The sequence below is a fragment of the Nocardioides sp. P4_G4 genome, assembly GCF_056401085.1.
Genome location: NZ_JBFUKA010000058.1, coordinates 1 through 18,711, shown reverse-complemented (window position 1 = coordinate 18,711; position 18,711 = coordinate 1). Strand labels below are relative to the sequence as shown.

General features: G+C 72.6%; 17 protein-coding genes. 7 read left to right on the top strand and 10 right to left on the bottom strand.

Annotation, left to right across the window (positions count from 1 at the left end; all coding sequences use genetic code 11):
- Positions 1-6: 6 nt before the first annotated feature.
- The 4 genes from AC1DQF_RS14400 (at position 7) to AC1DQF_RS14385 (ending at position 3,798) form a co-directional block, all read left to right on the top strand.
- Positions 7-651: a Jag family protein gene (locus AC1DQF_RS14400; protein ID WP_477525915.1), complete on the top strand. Its 645-nt coding sequence runs from the start codon at positions 7-9 to the stop codon at positions 649-651.
- A 119-nt stretch (positions 652-770) separates the two neighbouring features.
- On the top strand, positions 771-1,430 hold the full coding sequence (rsmG, locus tag AC1DQF_RS14395) for a 16S rRNA (guanine(527)-N(7))-methyltransferase RsmG (RefSeq protein WP_477525906.1): 660 nt from the start codon (positions 771-773) through the stop codon (positions 1,428-1,430).
- Positions 1,431-1,795: 365 nt separating this feature from the next.
- Entirely contained in the window at positions 1,796-2,719 is a 924-nt protein-coding gene (locus AC1DQF_RS14390; RefSeq protein ID WP_477525905.1) for a ParA family protein, read from the top strand.
- Complete coding sequence (locus AC1DQF_RS14385) at positions 2,716-3,798, top strand: ParB/RepB/Spo0J family partition protein (RefSeq protein WP_477525904.1); 1,083 nt, start codon at positions 2,716-2,718, stop codon at positions 3,796-3,798. The genes AC1DQF_RS14390 and AC1DQF_RS14385 overlap by 4 nt, the downstream gene beginning before the upstream one ends.
- Before the next feature lie 177 nt (positions 3,799-3,975).
- Here AC1DQF_RS14385 and AC1DQF_RS14380 read toward each other — a convergent pair whose 3' ends face one another.
- Positions 3,976-4,752, bottom strand: coding sequence for a lysophospholipid acyltransferase family protein (locus AC1DQF_RS14380; RefSeq protein ID WP_477525903.1), 777 nt, complete (start codon positions 4,750-4,752; stop codon positions 3,976-3,978).
- A 53-nt stretch (positions 4,753-4,805) separates the two neighbouring features.
- Entirely contained in the window at positions 4,806-6,020 is a 1,215-nt protein-coding gene (locus AC1DQF_RS14375) for a pyridoxal phosphate-dependent aminotransferase (protein ID WP_477525902.1), read from the bottom strand.
- A gap of 49 nt (positions 6,021-6,069) precedes the next feature.
- Here AC1DQF_RS14375 and AC1DQF_RS14370 point away from each other — a divergent pair, with 49 nt between their 5' ends.
- Positions 6,070-6,786, top strand: a complete 717-nt coding sequence (locus AC1DQF_RS14370) for a GNAT family N-acetyltransferase (RefSeq protein ID WP_477525901.1) — start codon at positions 6,070-6,072, stop codon at positions 6,784-6,786.
- A 118-nt stretch (positions 6,787-6,904) separates the two neighbouring features.
- Here the strand turns inward: AC1DQF_RS14370 and trxA are convergent, their stop codons facing one another.
- The 7 genes from trxA to AC1DQF_RS14335 all read right to left on the bottom strand — a co-directional run bounded on the left by trxA (position 6,905) and on the right by AC1DQF_RS14335 (position 15,807).
- Positions 6,905-7,228, bottom strand: a complete 324-nt coding sequence (gene trxA / locus AC1DQF_RS14365) for a thioredoxin (RefSeq protein WP_056887986.1) — start codon at positions 7,226-7,228, stop codon at positions 6,905-6,907.
- A gap of 109 nt (positions 7,229-7,337) precedes the next feature.
- On the bottom strand, positions 7,338-8,351 hold the full coding sequence (gene trxB / locus AC1DQF_RS14360; RefSeq protein WP_477525900.1) for a thioredoxin-disulfide reductase: 1,014 nt from the start codon (positions 8,349-8,351) through the stop codon (positions 7,338-7,340).
- 128 nt (positions 8,352-8,479) lie between these two features.
- The gene (locus AC1DQF_RS14355) at positions 8,480-9,205 is read right to left on the bottom strand and encodes a hypothetical protein (protein WP_477525899.1); all 726 of its coding nucleotides are present in this window, start codon (positions 9,203-9,205) and stop codon (positions 8,480-8,482) included.
- Positions 9,206-9,291: 86 nt separating this feature from the next.
- Positions 9,292-9,996: an RNA polymerase sigma factor SigM gene (gene sigM / locus AC1DQF_RS14350; protein WP_477525898.1), complete on the bottom strand. Its 705-nt coding sequence runs from the start codon at positions 9,994-9,996 to the stop codon at positions 9,292-9,294.
- Entirely contained in the window at positions 9,993-11,873 is a 1,881-nt protein-coding gene (locus tag AC1DQF_RS14345) for a protein kinase domain-containing protein (protein ID WP_477525897.1), read from the bottom strand. Before AC1DQF_RS14345 ends, sigM begins: the two co-directional genes overlap by 4 nt.
- Before the next feature lie 56 nt (positions 11,874-11,929).
- Complete coding sequence (gene murJ, locus AC1DQF_RS14340; protein WP_477525896.1) at positions 11,930-13,558, bottom strand: murein biosynthesis integral membrane protein MurJ; 1,629 nt, start codon at positions 13,556-13,558, stop codon at positions 11,930-11,932.
- The gene (locus AC1DQF_RS14335) at positions 13,555-15,807 is read right to left on the bottom strand and encodes a DUF6049 family protein (protein WP_477525895.1); all 2,253 of its coding nucleotides are present in this window, start codon (positions 15,805-15,807) and stop codon (positions 13,555-13,557) included. The genes murJ and AC1DQF_RS14335 overlap by 4 nt, the downstream gene beginning before the upstream one ends.
- Before the next feature lie 87 nt (positions 15,808-15,894).
- Between AC1DQF_RS14335 and AC1DQF_RS14330 the strand changes: the two genes are divergently transcribed.
- On the top strand, positions 15,895-17,340 hold the full coding sequence (locus AC1DQF_RS14330; RefSeq protein ID WP_477525894.1) for a CCA tRNA nucleotidyltransferase: 1,446 nt from the start codon (positions 15,895-15,897) through the stop codon (positions 17,338-17,340).
- A 10-nt stretch (positions 17,341-17,350) separates the two neighbouring features.
- Positions 17,351-17,836 (top strand): SRPBCC family protein, encoded by a 486-nt coding sequence (locus AC1DQF_RS14325; protein WP_477525893.1) that lies wholly within the window; start codon positions 17,351-17,353, stop codon positions 17,834-17,836.
- 174 nt (positions 17,837-18,010) lie between these two features.
- On the opposite strand, the gene AC1DQF_RS14320 is transcribed toward AC1DQF_RS14325, so the two are convergent.
- Positions 18,011-18,580, bottom strand: a complete 570-nt coding sequence (locus AC1DQF_RS14320; RefSeq protein WP_477525892.1) for a hypothetical protein — start codon at positions 18,578-18,580, stop codon at positions 18,011-18,013.
- Between the last annotated feature and the right edge of the window lie 131 nt (positions 18,581-18,711).

Here is an 18,711-nt window from a genome sequence, read left to right as displayed (position 1 = left end):
GACCCGCTGCCCACCGATCGATCCAGGAGTGAGCCCGTGAGCGACCCGACCGAGACCCTGCACGACACCGACAGCACCGCCACCGAGCCGGAGGGTGCCGCCGCCGACGTGTCTGTCGACGCCACCACGGACGACGCCACGACGGACGACGCCACGACGGACGACGCCACGTCTGAGGTCGGCCGCCCCTCCAAGGTCGAGCGCCTCGAGCAGGAGGGCGACATCGCCGCCGACTACCTCGAGGAGCTGCTCGACATCGCGGACCTCGACGGTGACCTGGACATGGACGTCGAGGGCGACCGCGCCGCGGTGTCCATCGTGGGTGCCGACCTGTCGCAGCTCGTGGGCCGCAACGGTGAGGTCCTCGACGCTCTCCAGGAGCTGACCCGCCTCGCCGTCTACCGCGAGACCGGCGAGCGTTCCCGACTCATGCTGGACGTGTCCGGTCACCGGGCCGAGCAGCGCGCGCGGCTGATCGAGCTGGCCGCCGAGAAGATCGCCGAGGTCAGGGAGTCGGGCGAGCAGGTGTCGCTGACCCCGATGACGTCGTTCGAGCGCAAGGTGGTGCACGACGCCGTGTCGGCCGCCGGCCTCACCTCGGAGTCCGAGGGTGCCGAGCCGAAGCGGTACGTCGTCATCCTCCCCGCTTGATCCTCCCCGCTTGATCCTGCTGCCTGATCCCGCCGGCTGTTTCACGTGAAACGAGAGCTGTGAGCCACGAGGACCACTCGTCCACCCGCGCACCCTCCCCGCCCGTAGAGGCAGGGAGGGTGTTCGCGTCCGATCGTCTGCCTGTCATCGCGGCGTACGCCGATCTCCTGGCGAGCGACGGTGTCGTGCGAGGACTGATCGGTCCCCGGGAGGCCCCGCGCCTCTGGGACCGGCACCTGCTCAACTGCGCGGTCCTGGGCGAGGCCATCCCGGACGCGGCGACCGTCTGCGACATCGGCTCGGGTGCCGGGCTCCCGGGCCTCGTGCTCGCCATCTCCCGGCCCGACCTGGAGGTGACCCTGGTGGAGCCGTTGCTGCGCCGGACGACCTTCCTCGACGAGGTTGTCGCTGCGTTGGAGCTGCCCAACGTCGAGGTCGTGCGTGGGCGTGCCGACGACCTGCACGGCGAGCGGACCTTCGACGTGGTGACCTCGCGGGCCGTGGCTCCGCTCGAACGGTTGCTCCAGTGGTCCATGCCCCTGGTCGCGGCTCAGGGGGCTCTGGTGGCGATGAAGGGATCCACGGTCGCTGAGGAGATCGAGGCGGCCCGGCCCGTGCTGACGCGGTGGCGCTGCGCGGAGCCGGAGGTGCTGACACTGGGCGAGGAGACGCTCGTCCACAGCACGCATGCGCTGAGAGTGGCCTGGGCCGACCCGACGCAGGTAGGTTGGCCGCTTGTTCCGGCGAAGCGCACCCCACGCCGCCGGCGCTCCCACTGACCGTTCGGCCGTGGGGTTCGCTGAGTTCGGGCGTCCCCGCGCCAGGCCGGCAGTTGGTGCTTGTCCGTTCCCGTCTGTGAGCTTCGCCCCGTGCGACAGCGAAAGGTTCGCCCGTGTCTGAGGACCGCCCGCCGCACCACTCCCCCTCTCCGGACGTCCGGAGGGACGATTCCGAGGCCCGCAGCGTCCGTGAAGAGTTTTCCACCGGTCCAGAGGCCCCCTCTGAGCGTGACTTTCCACAGGACGCACGAGTTCATCCACAGGACGAGGGGTCGCGTGTTTCACGTGAAACGGTGACCCAGTCCGCTGTTTCACGTGAAACAGACGCTGGACGTCGTCCCTTTCAGGTACGGACGGCGGCGGAAGTGGCCGAGGGACCCTCCGGATTCCACGACGAGACCACCCCGCTGGCGCGCGCAGCGGAGCACTCGGTGCTGGCGCGCACCGGCGGGCTGCACCGCGGCCGCGAGGTCCCTCGTCCCGACGCGACCCGCGTCTTCGTGGTGGCCAACCAGAAGGGCGGCGTCGGCAAGACCACATCGACGGTGAACACGGCGGCCGCCCTCGCCCAGCTGGGCCAGCGCGTCCTGGTGATCGACCTCGACCCCCAGGGCAACGCCTCGACAGCGCTGAGCATCGACCACCACCGCGGCGTGCCCTCGACGTACGACATGTTGGTGGAGGGTGAGCCCCTCGCGGACGTCATGACGCAGAGCGAGGACCTCCCCKGCCTGTGGGTCGTGCCCGCCACGATCGACCTGGCCGGTGCCGAGATCGAGCTGGTGAGCGTCGTGGCCCGCGAGAGCCGGCTGCAGCGCGCGCTCGCCGGTCATCCCTGGATCGGAACGGCCGAGGAGGCCGGCGAGGACCGCTTCGACTACGTCCTCGTGGACTGCCCGCCGTCCCTGGGTCTGCTGACGCTGAACGCGCTGGTGGCCGGTCGCGAGATGTTCATCCCCATCCAGGCGGAGTACTACGCGCTCGAGGGCCTCGGCCAGCTCCTCGAGACCGTCGAGATGGTGCGCAAGCACCTCAACCCCGATCTGGTGGTCTCCACCATCCTTCTCACCATGTACGACGCCCGCACCCGGCTGGCGGCCAACGTGGCCTCCGAGGTGCGCGAGCACTTCGGCACCGAGGTGCTCAAGACGGCGGTCCCCCGTTCGGTGCGGGTGTCGGAGGCGCCGTCGTACGGCCAGACGGTGATGACCTACGATCCGGCCTCGGCGGGCGCACTGAGCTATCTGGAGGCGGCCCGCGAGATCGCCACCAAGGGAGCACCCCGATGACGTCCACCCCCAAGCCCGTACGACGGGGCCTCGGCCGCGGCCTGGGATCGCTGATCCCCACCGCTCCGCCCGGTGCCGCTCCTGGTGATGCACCGTCCGGTGGCTCCGCGGCGAACGGGACCGGCTCCGGCAACGGCTCCGGACCCGCGGACAGCGGCTACCCGGACTCCCCCAGCTCCCCCGAGCGCTCCGCGACGACGGACGACCGTGACTCCGCGTCCACGTCGAACACCACCAGCTCCGCCGAGGAACCACGGGGCGCGGTCGCCGGATCGTGGTTCGCCGAGCTGCCGATCACCCAGGTGCGGCCCAACGCCCGCCAGCCGCGGCAGGTCTTCGAGGAAGAGGCGCTCGCCGAGCTCGTCCACTCGATCCGCGAGGTGGGCCTGCTCCAGCCGGTGGTCGTGCGCCCCGCGGGTGAGGGCTCGTACGAGCTGATCATGGGCGAGCGCCGGTGGCGGGCCTCCCAGCAGGCCGGTCTGACGGCGATCCCGGCGATCGTGCGGGACACCGACGACAACGACATGCTGCGGGACGCGCTCCTGGAGAACCTGCACCGCTCGCAGCTGAACCCACTCGAGGAGGCGGCGGCGTACGGCCAGCTGCTCGAGGACTTCGGCTGCACCCACGACGAGCTGGCCCAGCGGATCGGCCGCTCACGACCCCAGATCAGCAACACCCTGCGGTTGCTCAAGCTCTCGCCGGCGGTCCAGCGGCGCGTCGCGGCGGGAGTCCTGTCCGCGGGCCACGCGCGGGCACTGCTCAGCGTCGAGGACGCGGACCTGCAGGACCGGCTGGCCTCGCGGGTCACCGCCGAGGGCATCAGCGTGCGCGGTCTCGAGGAGATCGTGTCCCTGGGCCCCRGTCAGACGGGCTCCACGCGGACCCAGCGCTCCCGGCCCACGGCCCCGGGCCTCTCGGACCTCGCCGACCGGCTGTCCGACCGCTTCGAGACCCGGGTCAAGGTCGACCTCGGCAAGGCCAAGGGCAAGATCACCGTGGAGTTCGCCTCCCTGGACGACCTGCGCCGGATCGTGGAGGTCATGGACCCCCGCAACCGCACCGACCGGCCCATCTGACGCGCTTCGCGGAGTACGTGACTCCAGACGTGCGCTGAGCGCCCTCCTCAACCAGCGGGAGCGCCTCGTGGGGACGCCCCTGACCTGCGCAAACGCCTCATGTCGACAAAGTGACAAGTCGCTCAAGCGGTAGAGCGACTCGACGACAAGTCGGTACGGCGATTCGTCGTCACGAGGTCACTTCTTGCGGGCCGCGGCGCGCTTCTCGGCCCGCTTGCGGGCGCGTTCGCGCTTCTCCGCGGCGTCCAGGATCTTGGCCTCCTCGAGCGTGGGGGCCGAACCGCCGTGGCGCTTCGGCAGCCACCAGGAGCCGGGAGGCTGCTCGTCGGCGGGGTAGGCGGCGATGGTCTCCTCGAGCAGGGCGCTCATCCGCGCCTTGAGCTCGGCGGTCTCGGCGGCAGGGTTCTCACCGGTGGGGTACATCGGCTCGCCGACCGACAGCGCGATGGTCTTGCCACGGCTGAAGTCCCGCGGGTGGTCCTTGGTCATCATCCGCTGGGTGCCCCACAGGATCACCGGCACGAGCGGGACGCCGGCCTCGGCCGCGATGCGCACCGCGCCGGTCTTGATCTCCTTGAGCTCGAAGGCCCTCGAGATGGTCGCCTCCGGGAAGATGCCGACCGCCTCCCCGGCCCTGAGGTACTCCAGGGCCACGTCCAGCGACTTCTCCCCCGAGGCACGGTCGACCTCGATGTGATGCAGGGAGCGCATCAGGGGACCGACGGCCGGGTGGTCGAAGAGCTCCCGCTTGGCCATGAACCGCACCAGGCGCCGCGAGGGCCGGGCCGCGAAGCCGCCGTAGATGAAGTCGACGTACCCGATGTGGTTGTAGGCCAGCAGCACACCGCCCGTCCGGGGGACGTTCTCGGTGCCGGTCATCTGGAACCGCTGCCCGAGCGCCTTGAAGCCCGCGAGGGCGGTGTAGATGATCGGGGGGTACGTCACGTCTCGCATGCGGTGAGCCTAGGGGCCGTACGCCGCATCGGCGAGGGGGTGGGACGCGCCTCTCAGCGCCGGGTGGCGAGGAAGTCGCCGATCCGGCCGATCGCCTCCTCGAGCACGCTCGCCTCGGGCAGGGTCACCAGCCGGAAGTGGTCGGGGTCGAACCAGTTGAAGCCCGTCCCGTGGGTGACCAGGATCTTCTTGGCGCGCAGCAGCTCGATCACGAACTCCTGGTCGTCGTCGATCGGGTAGACGGCCGGGTCGAGGCGCGGGAAGCAGTAGAGCGCGCCCTTCGGGGTCACGTTCGAGACGCCCGGGATCTCGTTGAGCAGCCGGTCCGCGAGCATCGACTGCTCGTAGTAGCGCCCTCCGGGGCCGATCAGCTCCTCCACGGACTGGTAGCCGCCCAGCGCGGTCTGGATCGCGTGCTGGGCGGGCACGTTGGCGCACATGCGCATGTTGGCGATGAGGGTGAGGCCCTCGAGGAAGTCGGTGGCGATCTCCTTGGGACCCGAGATCATCACCCACCCCGCGCGGTAGCCGCAGACCCGGTAGGCCTTGGAGAGGCCGCTGAAGGTCAGGCAGAGGACGTCGTTGCCGGCGTAGGTCGCGGCGTGGTGGTGCAGGGCGTCCTCGAACACGATCTTCTCGTAGATCTCGTCGGCGAGGATGACCAGCTCGTGGCGCCGGGCGATGTCGACGAGGCCCTTGACGATCTCCTCGCTGTAGACGGCACCGGTGGGGTTGTTGGGGTTGATGATGACCAGCGCGTGAGTGTTCTCGGTGATCTTGGCCTCGATGTCGGCGAGGTCGGGGTTCCAGCCGTCCTCCTCGTCGCAGCGGTAGTGCACCGCCGTGCCGCCGGAGAGCGTGACCGCACCGGTCCACAGCGGGTAGTCCGGGGCCGGCACCAGGACCTCGTTGCCGTCGTCGAGGAAGGCCTGGAGCACCATGGAGATGAGCTCGGAGACGCCGTTGCCGATGAAGACGTCCTCGACGCCCACCTCGCGCAGCCCGCGGGACTGGTAGTAGTTCATCACCGCGGTCCGCGCCGAGTAGATGCCCTGGGAGTCGCTGTAGCCCTGCGACCGGGGCAGGTGGTGGACCATGTCGGCGACGATCGCCTCAGGCGCCTCGAAGCCGAACGGCGCAGTGTTGCCGATGTTGAGCTTGAGGATGCGGTGCCCCTCGGCCTCGAGGCGCTGTGCCTCGAGCAGGATCGGACCCCGCACGTCGTAGCGGACTCCGCGCAGCTTCTGGCTCTGGACGATGGGGCGCACGCAGCCATCCTCTCAGGCCCGGAACCGGCCTAGCATGGGGATGTCGTGCGTGGACGACCTCGGGGCCGTCGCCGTACGCCGCCCACGCAGCCGTCGCCCGGACGCAGGAGGCCTGATGTCGCGTCGTACCGCCCCGATCACCGTCGACCACCTCGCCGAGGTGGGCGAACCCTGCCGCTCGTGCCTGTTCTGGGAGCTCGACGCGGTGAGCCGGGGACGGCTCGACCACGACGAACGGGTCGCCGAGAAGCAGCGCTGGCTCTCGGAGGTGCTGCGGGAGTGGGGCTCGGCCGGCCGGGTCGTGCTCGTCGACGGCCGGGTGGCCGGACATGCCATCTACGTGCCCGCCGCCTTCGTGCCGGGCCAGGCGGCCCTGCCCACCGCGCCGGTCTCGCCGGACGCGGTGGTGCTGACCACCGTCCGCGTCGAGCCCTGGGCCCGGGGAGGCGGGCTGGCCCGCCTGCTGGTGCAGGGCATGGCCCGCGACCTCGTCACGCGCGGGCAGGTGGCGGTGGAGGCCTTCGGGGACACCCGCGGGCGGGCGGACGGGTGCGTGATGTCGGCGGAGTTCCTCGGCAGGGTCGGCTTCCGCACGCAGCGGCCCCACATCACCACCCCGCGGATGCGGATGGAGCTGCGCTCGGCGATCAGCTGGAAGGACGAGGTGGAGGCCGCCCTGGAGAAGTTGTGGGGGGTCGTGCGTCCGGCCCCCGCGCGGGCGCCCCAGCAGCCACGGGCTCTGCACCGGCGGCGTACGACGCCCTGAGAGGCCCGTACAAGGACGCGGAGGGCCACGGAACGCTCCGGGACGCACGACGCCCCGGCGGCTCCGTGAGGAGCCCACCGGGGCGAGGAGACGGCGTGGAGCCGGGTGCTGCGTCGACTCAGATGAAGTCGGCGAGCTCCTTGAGGAGCGCGGCCTTGGGCTTGGCGCCCACGATCGACTTGACGACCTCGCCGTCCTTGTAGACGTTGATGGTCGGGATGCCGGTGACGCGGTAGGACGAGGGGGTCACGGGGTTCTCGTCGACGTTCATCTTGAGGAAGGTGACCTTGTCACCGTGCTCGGAGTTGATCTCGTCGAGGATCGGCGCGACCTGGCGGCACGGTCCGCACCACTCGGCCCAGAAGTCCACCAGGACGGGCTTGTCGGACTTGAGGACCTGCGCCTCGAACTCGGCGTCGGTCACGGCGGCGATGTTGGCCACTGCTCTACCTCTCTCTGGGGGTCTCGGGTTGGTGCTGAGTGAACACCACGCCGGGGACATCTGTTCCCGGCGACGTGCCGAGCGGCACGCGTGTCGGTGCGGGGGGCGCTCAGGCGCCGGCGGTCTGCACGACCTCGGTGATGATCTCGTCGGTCTCCGACGCCGAGGCGTCGACGAGGGCCGCGTGGTCGAGGGCGGCCACGAAGCGCTCGGCGTCGAGGGCCGCGGCGCAGCCAGTGCCGGCGGCGGTGATCGCCTGGCGGTAGTGGTGGTCGACGAGGTCACCGGCGGCGAAGACGCCGCGCACGTTGGTGGCCGTGGACGGGTGGTCGACGAGCACGTAGCCGTCGTCGTCGAGGTCGACCTGCCCGGCGAGGAGCTCCGAGCGGGGGTCGTGGCCGATGGCGATGAACAGGCCGGTCACGTCGAGCTGGCGCAGCTCGCTGGTGGTGGTGTCGCGCAGGGTGATGGACTCGAGACGGTCCGCGCCGTTGATGGAGGCGACCTCGGAGTTCCACACCATCTCGAGCTTGGGGTCGGCGAAGGCGCGCTCCTGCATGATCTTGGAGGCGCGCAGCTCGTCGCGGCGGTGGATCAGGTAGACCTTCGAGGCGAAGCGGGTCAGGAAGGTCGCCTCCTCGATCGCGGAGTCGCCGCCGCCGACGACGGCGATGGCCTGCTCGCGGAAGAAGAAGCCGTCGCAGGTCGCGCACCAGGACACGCCGCGACCGGAGAGCTCCTCCTCGCGGGGGAGACCGAGCTTGCGGTAGCCCGAGCCGGTCGAGAGGATCACCGACCGCGCGGTGTAGGTGTCGGTGGCCGTCTTGACGACCTTGACGTCACCGGTGAGGTCGACCTCGACGACGTCGTCGGGGATCATCTCGGCGCCGAAGCGCTCGGCCTGGGCACGCATCTCGTCCATCAGGGCGGGACCCATGATGCCGTCGCGGAACCCCGGGAAGTTCTCGACCTCCGTGGTGTTCATCAGCGCACCGCCGGCGGTGACCGAGCCCTCGAAGACCAGGGGCTCCAGGGCCGCGCGGGCGGCGTACACAGCAGCGGTGTAGCCGGACGGGCCCGAACCGATGATGATCACGTTGCGGGTCTCGGTGTGCTCAGTCATGCGGGTCAGGGCTCCTACGGAAGGGGGGTTCGGTTACGTCGCTGTCAACCGATCGTAGGCGAGGGATGTTCCCCACGGTGGCGGACACCACGGTCCGGCGCCCCGGTGGCCGCGAGGCCCGGCGCGGCTCAGCGGGCCCGCAGGGAGGTGCTGCCCACGACCTCGTCCGAGCCGCAGACGTAGACGTCCACGACCTGGCGGCCGTCCTGCACCGGACGCAGCACGACCAGGGCCGGACGCCCGTCCCACGTGGCGTCCACCCGCTCGCCGTCGCCGACGTCGAGGCGACAGCGGGGGCTGGCGTCGTACGACGTCACGGCACCCGGGAGCGTGAGGGGTCGGACGGCGGGGCGCAGCGCCTCGGTGCTGGTCAGCGGGACCGGGGCGGCGAACGCCGAGCCCGAGCGCTGGCTCTCGGCGGCCTCCGGGCTGCTGGAGAGCTGGCTGGGGGCGGACCCGGCCGCCTTGCCGCTGGTGTCGGAGTCCTCGGCAGGCCCGACCTCGTCGCCCTGGGCGGCGGAGCCGCCGCTGTCGGCGCTCGAGGCCGAGTCGCTCCCGCCGGACCCGCCGCTGGAGTCGAGGACCTGGGGGAGGGCGACGCCGAGGACGACCACGGCGGCCGCGGCGACCAGCCCGGAGGCCAGGGCGCGTCGACGACGCGACCCGAGGGGTACGACGGGGGCGAGCGGTGCGGGGTCCAGCTCACGGCGCTCGGCGGTGAGCTCGGCCAGGGCCGCGTCGAGCCGGCTGCGGACGTCGTCGGGGACGGGACCGGTGTGCCGCGCCTCGGCGAGGCGGGCACGGACGGCCGCCTCCTCGGCGGGGGACAGGGTCGGGTCGTCGGGGGCGGTCATCGGGTCACCTCCTCGGTGCAGGTTCAGGTGCAGGTGCAGGTGTGGGGCACGGGTCGGACGGGGGAAGCGGGAACGCGGGGCACGGGTCAGCGGCCGGCAGCCGGTGGCCCGCGGGGGGCGCCGGTGGATGGGACGTCCGGCTCGGACGGCGGGTTCCCGGGGGAGGACGGGGGTGAGGAGGGTCTCAACGCCGCCAGCAGGGGCGCGAGCCGCGCCCGTCCACGGGAGCAGCGCGACTTGATGGTCCCCTCGGCACAGTCGAGGATCGCGGCCGCCTCGGCCACGCTGTATCCCTCCATGTCGACGAGGACGAGCGCCGCGCGCTGGTCGACCGGCAGGGTGGCGAGGGCGTGGAGCACCGCCCGGCGGCGCTCGTCGGCGAGCGCGCTGGCCTCGGGGTCGTCCCCGGCGGCGGTGGAGGCGACCAGCGCCCCCCGTCCGGCCCGCTCCTCCAGGTCGTCGGGGAGGGCGTCGGCGGCGCGGACCTTGGAGGCCCGGATCCGGTCCAGGCAGGCGTTGACGACGACCCGGTGCAGCCAGGTGGTCACCAGCGCCTCGCCGCGGAACGAGCCGGCCCGGCGGAAGGCCGCGACCATCCCGTCCTGGAGGCCGTCGGCGGCGTCCTCGGGGTTGCCCATCGTCCGCAGGGCCACGGCCCACAGCCGGTCGCGGTGCCGGCCGAAGAGCACGCCGAACGCCTCGGCGTCGCCGGTCACGTGCGCGGCCAGGAGGTCGGTGTCCGCCCGCTCGTCGGTCCCCGGGGGCGGCCCGCCGTCGTCGTACGACGTCACCCGGCCACCACGACGTCCGACACGGTCCCGCGGTAGGTGCCGTCGAGCTGCGGGAGGGCGGTCAGCCACACGGTGACGAAGCGGCCCGACACCGCCTCGTCGAGGTCCACGGTCAGCGATCCGCTCCCGGAGGCGGTCCCCACCGGGGTCAGGTCGGCGACGCCGGTGGGCGACTGGCCGGTGACGAAGATCGACAGCGACGTCGGCCCGCCGAGGGTGGCGACGTCGACCTCCCGCACGCCGCGGGTGCGGCCGAGGTCGAGGACCAGGCCCACGCCGGTCTTGAGCCCGGCGGGTCCGAGCTGCTGGGCGTAGCTCGAGGTGCTCCAGGACGTGGCGCCGTTGCCGTCGAGCACGAACGGGACCCGATCGGAGTTCTCCACCTGCCCGTCGGTGCCCTGGGGGTCGAAGTCGCGGGCGGTGACGTCCGGGAACGGGGTCGGCGCGGCGGTGGTCACGGGCGAGCTGGGCGTCTCGTTCGTCGACGCCTCGCCGTCGGGGCGCCCGAGCTGGTACGCCGCCAGCGCGGCCATGGCCACGAGGAGGCACAGGCCGATGAGCAGGGCGAACCGGATCGAGCCGCGGCCCGGCACCACCTCGCCGGTCCCGGTGCCGGTGTCGTACGACGGCCACGACCCCGAGCCGGTGTGCTGGCCGGCGTAGGAGCCGGTGGCGGACCCTCCCGAGGTGGCCTCCCACGGCCAGTAGCCGGTCGCGGCCGTGCGGACCCCCTCGCGGGGACGGCGTGCCGGCTGGCCCTCCGGTGGCTCGGGGGCGAAGAGCGGCTTGGCGGGGCGGTCCTCGAAGGGCGGCGGCGGAGGAGGGGGGTCGCTGCGGGCGGCCACCCAGCCGACGTCGTCGCGCTCGTCGTCGAAGACGGGCATGCCCGCCTGGGTCGGCTGGTCCACGGGGGGCGCGGAGGGCGCGGGGGACGCAGGCCGCGCGGGGGTCCGTGCGGCGGGTGCTGGTGTCGCCGGCGGCTCGACGTCGGTGGCCGGGGGCGTGCCGGCCTCGTCGGCTGCGGACGCGGCCGTCACCGTCGACACGTCGCGGGTCGACTCGGTCGCGGGTGGTGCCCAGGGCGGCGTGGGGTGGTCGTGGTCGGGCTCACGCAGTCCGGAGGCGTCCCCGACGTACTCCCGCAGCATCTCGGCGATCACCGCGGCCGAGATCCCCGCCCCGCCGGAGCGGCCTGCGTTGATGACCTGGTCGCACAGGGCGTCGAGGGCCCGGGGGATGCCGGCGCGGACCCGACGCGGGCGCAGCACGGCGCCGTGGTCGGTGGGGGCGGCGGGGAGCAGCGAGATGGAGGTGCCGGCCCACTTGCCGGTCAGGGCGGCGTACAACAGCCCGGCGACGTCCACGAGGTCGGCCGAGAGCCGACCCGGCGGCAGGCCGTGGAGGGCGGCGTCGACCCCGAAGCCGATGATGCGGACCTGCCCGTGGTGGTCGAGCAGGACGTTCTCCGGGACCATGCGCCCGTGGGTGAGCCCGACCTCGTGGGCCAGGGCGAGGCTGTCGGCGACCTCGGAGACGATCCACGCGGCGCGACGCGGCGGCAGCGGACCATCGTTGGCCAGCATCACGTCCAGCGACGTGCCCTGGCCCCACTCGTTGACGACGTAGCAGAGGTCGTCGCGCTCCTCGGCGTCCAGGACGCGCAGCAGACGGGGGTCGACGTGCGGGGCGACGCCGCGGGCGGCCTCGAGCAGGCCCGCGGCGCGCGGGTCGTGGCGGGAGATGAGGTGCACGGCCACGTGTCGGTGCAGCACCGCGTCGTGCGCGCGCCAGAAACGGCCGCCCTCGCTCTCGGTGAGCAGGTCGTCGAGGCGGTAGCGGGAGGCGAGGACCTCACCGGCGTGGATCGAGTCAGGCATCTCTCACCTCGCTCCCGATCGTCCCGGCTGGGCGGTGGACGACCTCATCGTAGGACTCACCGCCGCCGCACCCGGTCGACCACGCTGTCGACCAGCGAGGTGACCTCGCGGATCCGCATCAGCCGGGCGGCGCCGAGCAGGACGAGCACCCCGGCGAGCCCGGCGAGGCCGCCACGCAGGAGTGACAGCAGGATGCCCGGCTCCTCGCCGAGCCCGGCCAGGGCCAGCTCGACGCCCCAGGCCGCGAGTGCGGCGCCGGCACAGGCGACGGCCATCCGGACGACGAAGCGCACCAGCGCCGGGGTCCCGAGGCCGCCCAGGCTGCGGCGCAGCACGGTGTAGCTGATGGCCGAGCCCACGACGTACGACGCCATCCAGGCCAGCACGAGGGCCGGCGCGGTCTGGTCGGCGGTGGCCCGGGCGACCAGCAGCACCGCGACGACGATGTTGGTGGCCGAGATGGCGCACTGGATGAAGAACACCAGGCGGGTCTGCTCGAGGGCGTAGAACCCGCGCAACATCATGTAGTGGACGGTGAAGAAGACGAGGGCGGGCCCGAAGACCGCCAGCGTGGGGGCGAACGCGCCCGGGTCGCCTGCGCCGGCGTCGAAGAGCACCCCGGCGATGTCGCCCGCGAGGATCGGCACGAGCGCGGCGAACGGCAGCACCACGACGAGCGCGGTGCGCAGGGTCGAGCCCAGGGTGCTCCCCATGTCGGCCAGCCGCGCATCGGTGGCGTAGCCCGACAGCCGCGGCAGGATCGCCGTGGTGAGGGAGACGGTGATGATGGCGTGCGGCACCATCATGATGAGGAAGCTGGCGGAGTAGACCGTGTTGCCGGTGCCGCCGCCGTTGACCGTGCCGCTGGACGCCAGTCGGGTGACGACGAGGTAGGCCAGCTGGTTGACGACCACGAAGAGGACGGTCCACACGCCGAGGCGTGCGGTGTGGCCCAGACCGGTGCCGCGGAAGTCGAAGCGCGGGCGGTAGGTGAATCCGGCCCGGCGCAGGTAGGGCAGCAGGATGAGGAACTGCACGACGATGCCCAGAGTGGAGCCGAGCCCGAGCACGAGCTCCTGGGCGTTGCTGTAGCCGCCCACCTGCTCGGCCGCCGACGGCTTGCCCCACACGAAGAGGTACATGCCGAGCACCGCGATCGCGATCAGGTTGTTGGCGATCGGCGCCCACATCATCGGCCCGAACCTCTGGCGCGCGTTGAGCACCTGGCCGACCAGGACGAACATCCCGTAGAAGAAGACCTGCGGCAGGCAGTAGCGGGTGAAGGCGATGGCCGAGTCGAGCTGGGCGGTGCGATCGGGTCGGTAGTAGCCGTCCGACAGGTAGATCTTCACCAGCCAGGGGGCGGCGAGCACCAGGAGCAGGGTCACCACGGCCAGGAAGATCGCGGACAGGGTGATGATCCGCGCCGCGTAGGCGTCACCACCGTCCGGGTCGTTCTTCATCGTGCGCACCAGCTGGGGCACCAGCACGGCGTTGAAGACGCCGCCGGCGACGAGGATGTAGACCGCGTTGGGGATGGTGTTGGCGATGGTGAAGATGTCGGCGTGCAGGGCCTGGCCCAGGGCCGCGATGATCAGCAGGGTGCGGAAGTAGCCGCTGAAGCGGGACAGGATCGTCCCGCTGGCCATCACGGCGGTCGCGGACAGAAGTCGGGTGTCGCTCACGTGGCTGCCCCCGGCTCGCCCTGGGCGGCGGTGGCCCGCCGGGCCCGCACCTGGCGCACGACGCGCACCGCGATCGTGCCGAAGAGCAGGACGGCGCCAAGGACCAGGATGTACCAGATGATCGCGCTGACCTGGGCCGCGCGGACCGGCAGCGACGCCGAGCCGCCGATCGGGGTGCCGTCCTGGTCGGTGACGAGAAGTCGCACCTGGTGGATGCCGAGCCGGGACGCGGTCACGTCGAGCAGCAGCCGGGACCGGGCTCCGGGCGCGAGGCGCAGGACGCCGGACTCGTCCACCTCGAGCGCCCCGTCCGACTCGGYCGACACCCGCACCGTGACGGGCTGGTCGAGCCCGTTGACCACGGTCGCGCCCAGGGTGCCGTCCTCGCTGGAGAGCGTCACGGACGAGGGCGCGACGACGTCGATGTCGGCGAGCTGGGCGTCGAGGTAGGCGGCGGCGCTGCGGGCGGACAGGGCCGCCGCGGCCTGCCGGTTGCGCTGGCCCACGGAGAGGGTGGCCAGGGCCTCGTCGGTCGCCTGCTGGCGCACCAGGTTGGGGTTGGTGAGTACGCCGGCCATCACCCCGGCCTGTCGGCGCAGCGTCTGCGCCGAGGTGAAGCCGGTCGCCCCGATCTCGTCCGCCTCGTCCGCGTCGGTGTAGCTGAGGTCGGCGGCCGTCAGGGGCTCCGCCGAGCGGGCGCTGATGTCGGAGAGCAGCACCGGGCGCAGCCACGAGACGTCGAGGCCGTCGAAGAGGTCGGCGGGGTCCCGGGGGTACCAGTCGTCGGGCAGCTCGAGGACGACGGGGGCGGTGGACCCGGCGTACAGGCGCAGCGCCGCCTCGCTGAGCAGGCGCTGGCGCAGGGCGAGCGGGTCGTCGGAGGCGGTCGGGCCGGGACCACCGGAGGCGGCCCCCGACGACGTCACGACGACCTTCTGCCCCAGCAACCGCACCATCGAGTTGGGTGCGTCGGGCGGCACGGCGAAGGACGTGTCGCCGAGCAGGACGGTGCCGTCCGGGGTGGCCGCCCGGAGGGCCTCGGGGCTGATGATCCCGCCGGGCGGGGCCAGCGTCGGCGTGCTCACGATGCCGAGGGCGGTCATCACCTCGGCGCTGCGGGCCACCGCGTCGGTGTAGAACTCCGGACCGTGCGCGGCGGCGGCCGAGGCGTCGAGGTCGCCGTACGGCAGGGAGAGCACGGTCTCGCCGACGACCAGGGCGGAGAAGCGCTCCAGCCAGGCCTGGGCCACCGCGGCGACGGCCTCCTTGTCGGCGGAGAGCCGCTCGTCGGGGGCCGCCGGCGGGCCCAGGGGGGCGCCGCCGAGGTCAGGCGTCTCGGGCTGGCCCTCGGCGCCGGACTCGTCCTGGGCGGGGTCCGCGCTGCCCTCCTCGGGCACCTGGGCGGGGTCGGCGGCGAGGCTGCGAGGCGGGTTGCCGGCGGCGAGGCGGGCGACGGTGGCCAGGACGGCAGGATCGACGAGCCAGGTGAGCGGCACGTCGCCGGCGGCCTCCCCGGCGTCGAGCACGGCGTCGAGGCGACCGCCGTCGGCCAGGGAGGTGGCCCAGCGGCGGACGCCGGACACCCGCCCACCGGCCGTGTGGCGGATCTGCTCGCGGACCGGCACCACGACGGCCGTGTCGACGGTGTCGGGGGTGCGGGCGACGTACGGGATGAAGGTGCGCGCCCTCCCGTCGGCGAACACGTCGCGGGGCACCGAGGAGTCGCCGATGGCGTGGACGCCGATCCAGTAGGCGCCGGGCTCGGTGATGTCGAGCTGGTCGCGGGGGACGCTGAAGGAGAAGTCCGCGGTCTGGCCGGGCTGGAGCAGGTCCACGGTGTCGAAGGAGCCCGGCTCGACGATCCGGTCCCCGACGTACTCCGCGGGGTCGATGGCCGCGGAGGCCGCCAGCGAGGTGGTGTCCAGGATCGGGGTGGTGGAACGGAAGGCGTACAGGTTGACGCCCGTCCACGGCTCGGAGCTCTGGTTGGTGACGGTTCCCGTGAGGCGCACCGGGCGGTCGTTGTCGGTGAGCGCGGCCGGCGAGACCGAGTCGAGGTGGACGATCAGGGGGTCGGCGTCGGACGCCGGCGCCGCCTCGGCAGCGGGTGCGGCCGCGACGACCGGCACGCCGAGCAGCGTGGCGGCGAGTGCCGCGGCCCAGCGGTGCCCGGCCCTCGGCCTCGACGTGCGCCGCTCCCGCCGGTCCAGCCGCCGCAGGGCAGGCGGGGACGAGGACGGGCGTGGCACGCACCGACTCTAACGGCGGTGCGGTCGTGCGGGCGGAGGACTCGGCGGTGCCGGTGGGTGCGGTCGGACCCCCTAGAGTTGTCGCTCGTGTCCGACGCTCCGTTGCCCCCGCTCCAGATCGTCGACGTGCAGCGTCGGGTCGGCGCCGAGCTGGACCGCATCGGACCCGTCATCGACGAGCTGGGCGCCCGGTTCGCCGGCGCCGGCGAGGAGCTCGCCCTGGTCGGTGGCCCGGTGCGCGACGCGATGCTCGGTCGCCTGCAGAACGACCTCGACTTCACCACCTCGGCCCACCCCGACGTGACCGAGAGGCTGCTCAAGGGCTGGGCCGACGCCATCTGGGACATGGGCCGTGCGTTCGGCACCATCGGCTGCCGCAAGGGTCCCTGGCAGGTCGAGATCACGACGTACCGTGCCGAGACCTACGACCCGTCCTCCCGCAAGCCCGACGTCGAGTACGGCGACTCGCTGGCCGGCGACCTGGGCCGCCGCGACTTCACCGTCAACGCGATGGCCGTGCGGGTCCCGAGCCGCGACTTCGAGGACCTGCACGGCGGGTTGCTCGACCTCGCGCAGCGCGTGCTCCGCACGCCGGGCACCCCCGAGGACTCGTTCTCCGACGACCCGTTGCGGATGATGCGGGCGGCACGGTTCGCCGCCCAGCTCGGCTTCACCGTCGCCCCCGAGGTCGTCGCCGCGATGACCGCGATGGCCGGGCGGATCGAGATCATCTCCGCCGAGCGGGTCCGTGACGAGCTCGTCAAGCTGGTCTGCGCGCCGTACCCCCGCCTCGGGCTCAGCCTCCTGGTCGAGACCGGCCTGGCCGAGCACGTGCTGCCCGAGCTGCCCGCGCTGGCCCTCGAGCGCGACGAGCACCACCGGCACAAGGACGTCTACGAGCACACCCTGACCGTGCTCGAGCAGTCGATCGACCTCGAGCACCGTCTCGGTGGCGAGCCCGACTTCGTGTCGCGCTTCGCCGCCCTCATGCACGACATCGGCAAGCCGCGCACCCGGCGCTTCGAGTCGGGGGGCGTGGTGACCTTCCACCACCACGACGTCGTGGGCGCCAAGATGACGCGCAAGCGGATGCGGGCGCTGCGCTTCTCCAACCAGGAGATCGACGCGGTCAGCACCCTGGTGGAGCTGCACCTGCGCTTCCACGGCTACGGCTCGGGGGAGTGGACCGACTCGGCCGTACGCCGCTACGTGCGCGACGCCGGAGACCAGCTCGAGCGCCTGCACATCCTCACCCGCGCCGACTGCACGACCCGCAACCAGCGCAAGGCCGACCGCCTGCGGCGGACCTACGACTCGCTCGAGGAGCGCATCGCCCGCCTGTCCGAGCAGGAGGAGCTCGACTCCATCCGGCCCGACCTCGACGGCAACGCGATCATGGAGGTGCTGGGCCTCGGGCCCGGTCGCGAGGTGGGAGAGGCCTACCGGTTCCTGCTGGAGCTGCGGATGGACGAGGGCAGCCTGGGCCCCGACGAGGCCAGGGCCCGCCTGCTGGAGTGGTGGGCGCGCCGCTAGCCTCCCGGGCATGAGTCGCAACGGTGCAGTCACCCAGGACGTCGAGACGCTGATCGAGGAGTCCGTGGAGGTGCACGCCGACCCGGCCCGGGTGTGGTCCCTGGTCTGCGACCTGCCCCGGCTGGCCGAGTGGAGCCCCCAGGTGGTGCGGTCCTTCGTCCGGAGCGGCCGCCCGATCCGGCTGGGCACCACCCTGCTGAACGTCAACCGCCGCGGCCCGCTGGTGTGGCCGACCCGGTCCAAGGTCGTGCGCTTCGAGCCGCACCGCGAGATCGCGTTCCGGGTCAAGGACAACTACACCGTCTGGTCCTTCACCCTGGAGCCGACCGCGACCGGCACCCGCGTCGTGCAGCGCCGCGAGGCCCCCGACGGCGTCTCGGCCGTCTCCGGCCGGCTCACCCGCACCCTCCTGGGCGGGGTGCCGTCCTTCCAGGCCGAGCTCCGCGAGGGCATGCGCTCCACGCTGGCCGGGATCAAGGCGTCGGCCGAGGCCTGACCTCGCGCCGCCCGGGTCGGTCGGCGTCGCGTCGGAGTCGGCTCGGGTCCGGGGGTCGCAACTGGCGGCGTACGACGGGCTTCCGGGTCCCGGGGTCGCAACTGGCGGCAGACGACGGGGATCCGATCCCCTGGGATGTCGTCTGCCGCCAGTTGAGCGGTCGAGCCCCGAGGCTCAGGGCACCATGAACGCGAACGCCTGGTCGACCAGCGGTGAGGTGGTGCCGGCGATGTTGAAGGCCCGCGTGTAGACCGTGAAGGACCCGGTCGCGTTGCAGGTCGCGTCCCCGGCGGAGTTGAGCTCCACGTTGGAGATCGTGCCCCCGGCGGTGGTGGAGTTGCCGTTGTAGTCACCGGTGACGAGCAGCACCGCGTTGGCGCTGACCACGTTGGTGGCGCGGACGCAGTAGGTGCCGGCCGCCACCCGGCTGACCGTCACGTTCCCGGAGGAGCGCGAGACGGTGCCGTCGCCCTGGACGCGGCCCCAGCCCCGGGCACTCCCGGCGGGACCCTGGGTCCCCTGCGCGCCGGTGGCCCCCGTGGCGCCGGTGGCGCCGGTGGCCCCCGTGGCGCCCGTGGCGCCCGTCTTGCCGGTCTGTCCCTTGAGCTGCTTGACGACCGAGGGCTTGATCTGGCTCTTCGACGTGATGATGTACTTGCCCGCCGCGACGGCGGTGCCGCCGCCGACGAGCAGGGCGGCGAGGACGATCGCGACGATCGCCACGCTGTTCGGGAACTTCTTCATGGTTGCTGCCTCCTGGGATGTGATCCGCAGCGGCTCCCCCGATGCGGCATTGCACCACCTCAGAGCGGCCCGTCCGGCCGGCTGATACGTCGGGCCCGGGTCGGGTGGCGAACGGTCTAGACCGATCGCGG

Excerpts from the sequence above, each read along its gene's own strand:
- trxB (WP_477525900.1), bottom strand. The coding sequence starts at position 8,351 with ATGACTGAGCACACCGAGACCCGCAACGTGATCATCATCGGTTCGGGC.
- AC1DQF_RS14345 (WP_477525897.1), bottom strand. The coding sequence starts at position 11,873 with ATGCCTGACTCGATCCACGCCGGTGAGGTCCTCGCCTCCCGCTACCGC.
- AC1DQF_RS14325 (WP_477525893.1), top strand. The coding sequence starts at position 17,351 with ATGAGTCGCAACGGTGCAGTCACCCAGGACGTCGAGACGCTGATCGAG.
- AC1DQF_RS14355 (WP_477525899.1), bottom strand. The coding sequence starts at position 9,205 with ATGACCGCCCCCGACGACCCGACCCTGTCCCCCGCCGAGGAGGCGGCC.
- AC1DQF_RS14380 (WP_477525903.1), bottom strand. The coding sequence starts at position 4,752 with ATGCGAGACGTGACGTACCCCCCGATCATCTACACCGCCCTCGCGGGC.
- AC1DQF_RS14320 (WP_477525892.1), bottom strand. The coding sequence starts at position 18,580 with ATGAAGAAGTTCCCGAACAGCGTGGCGATCGTCGCGATCGTCCTCGCC.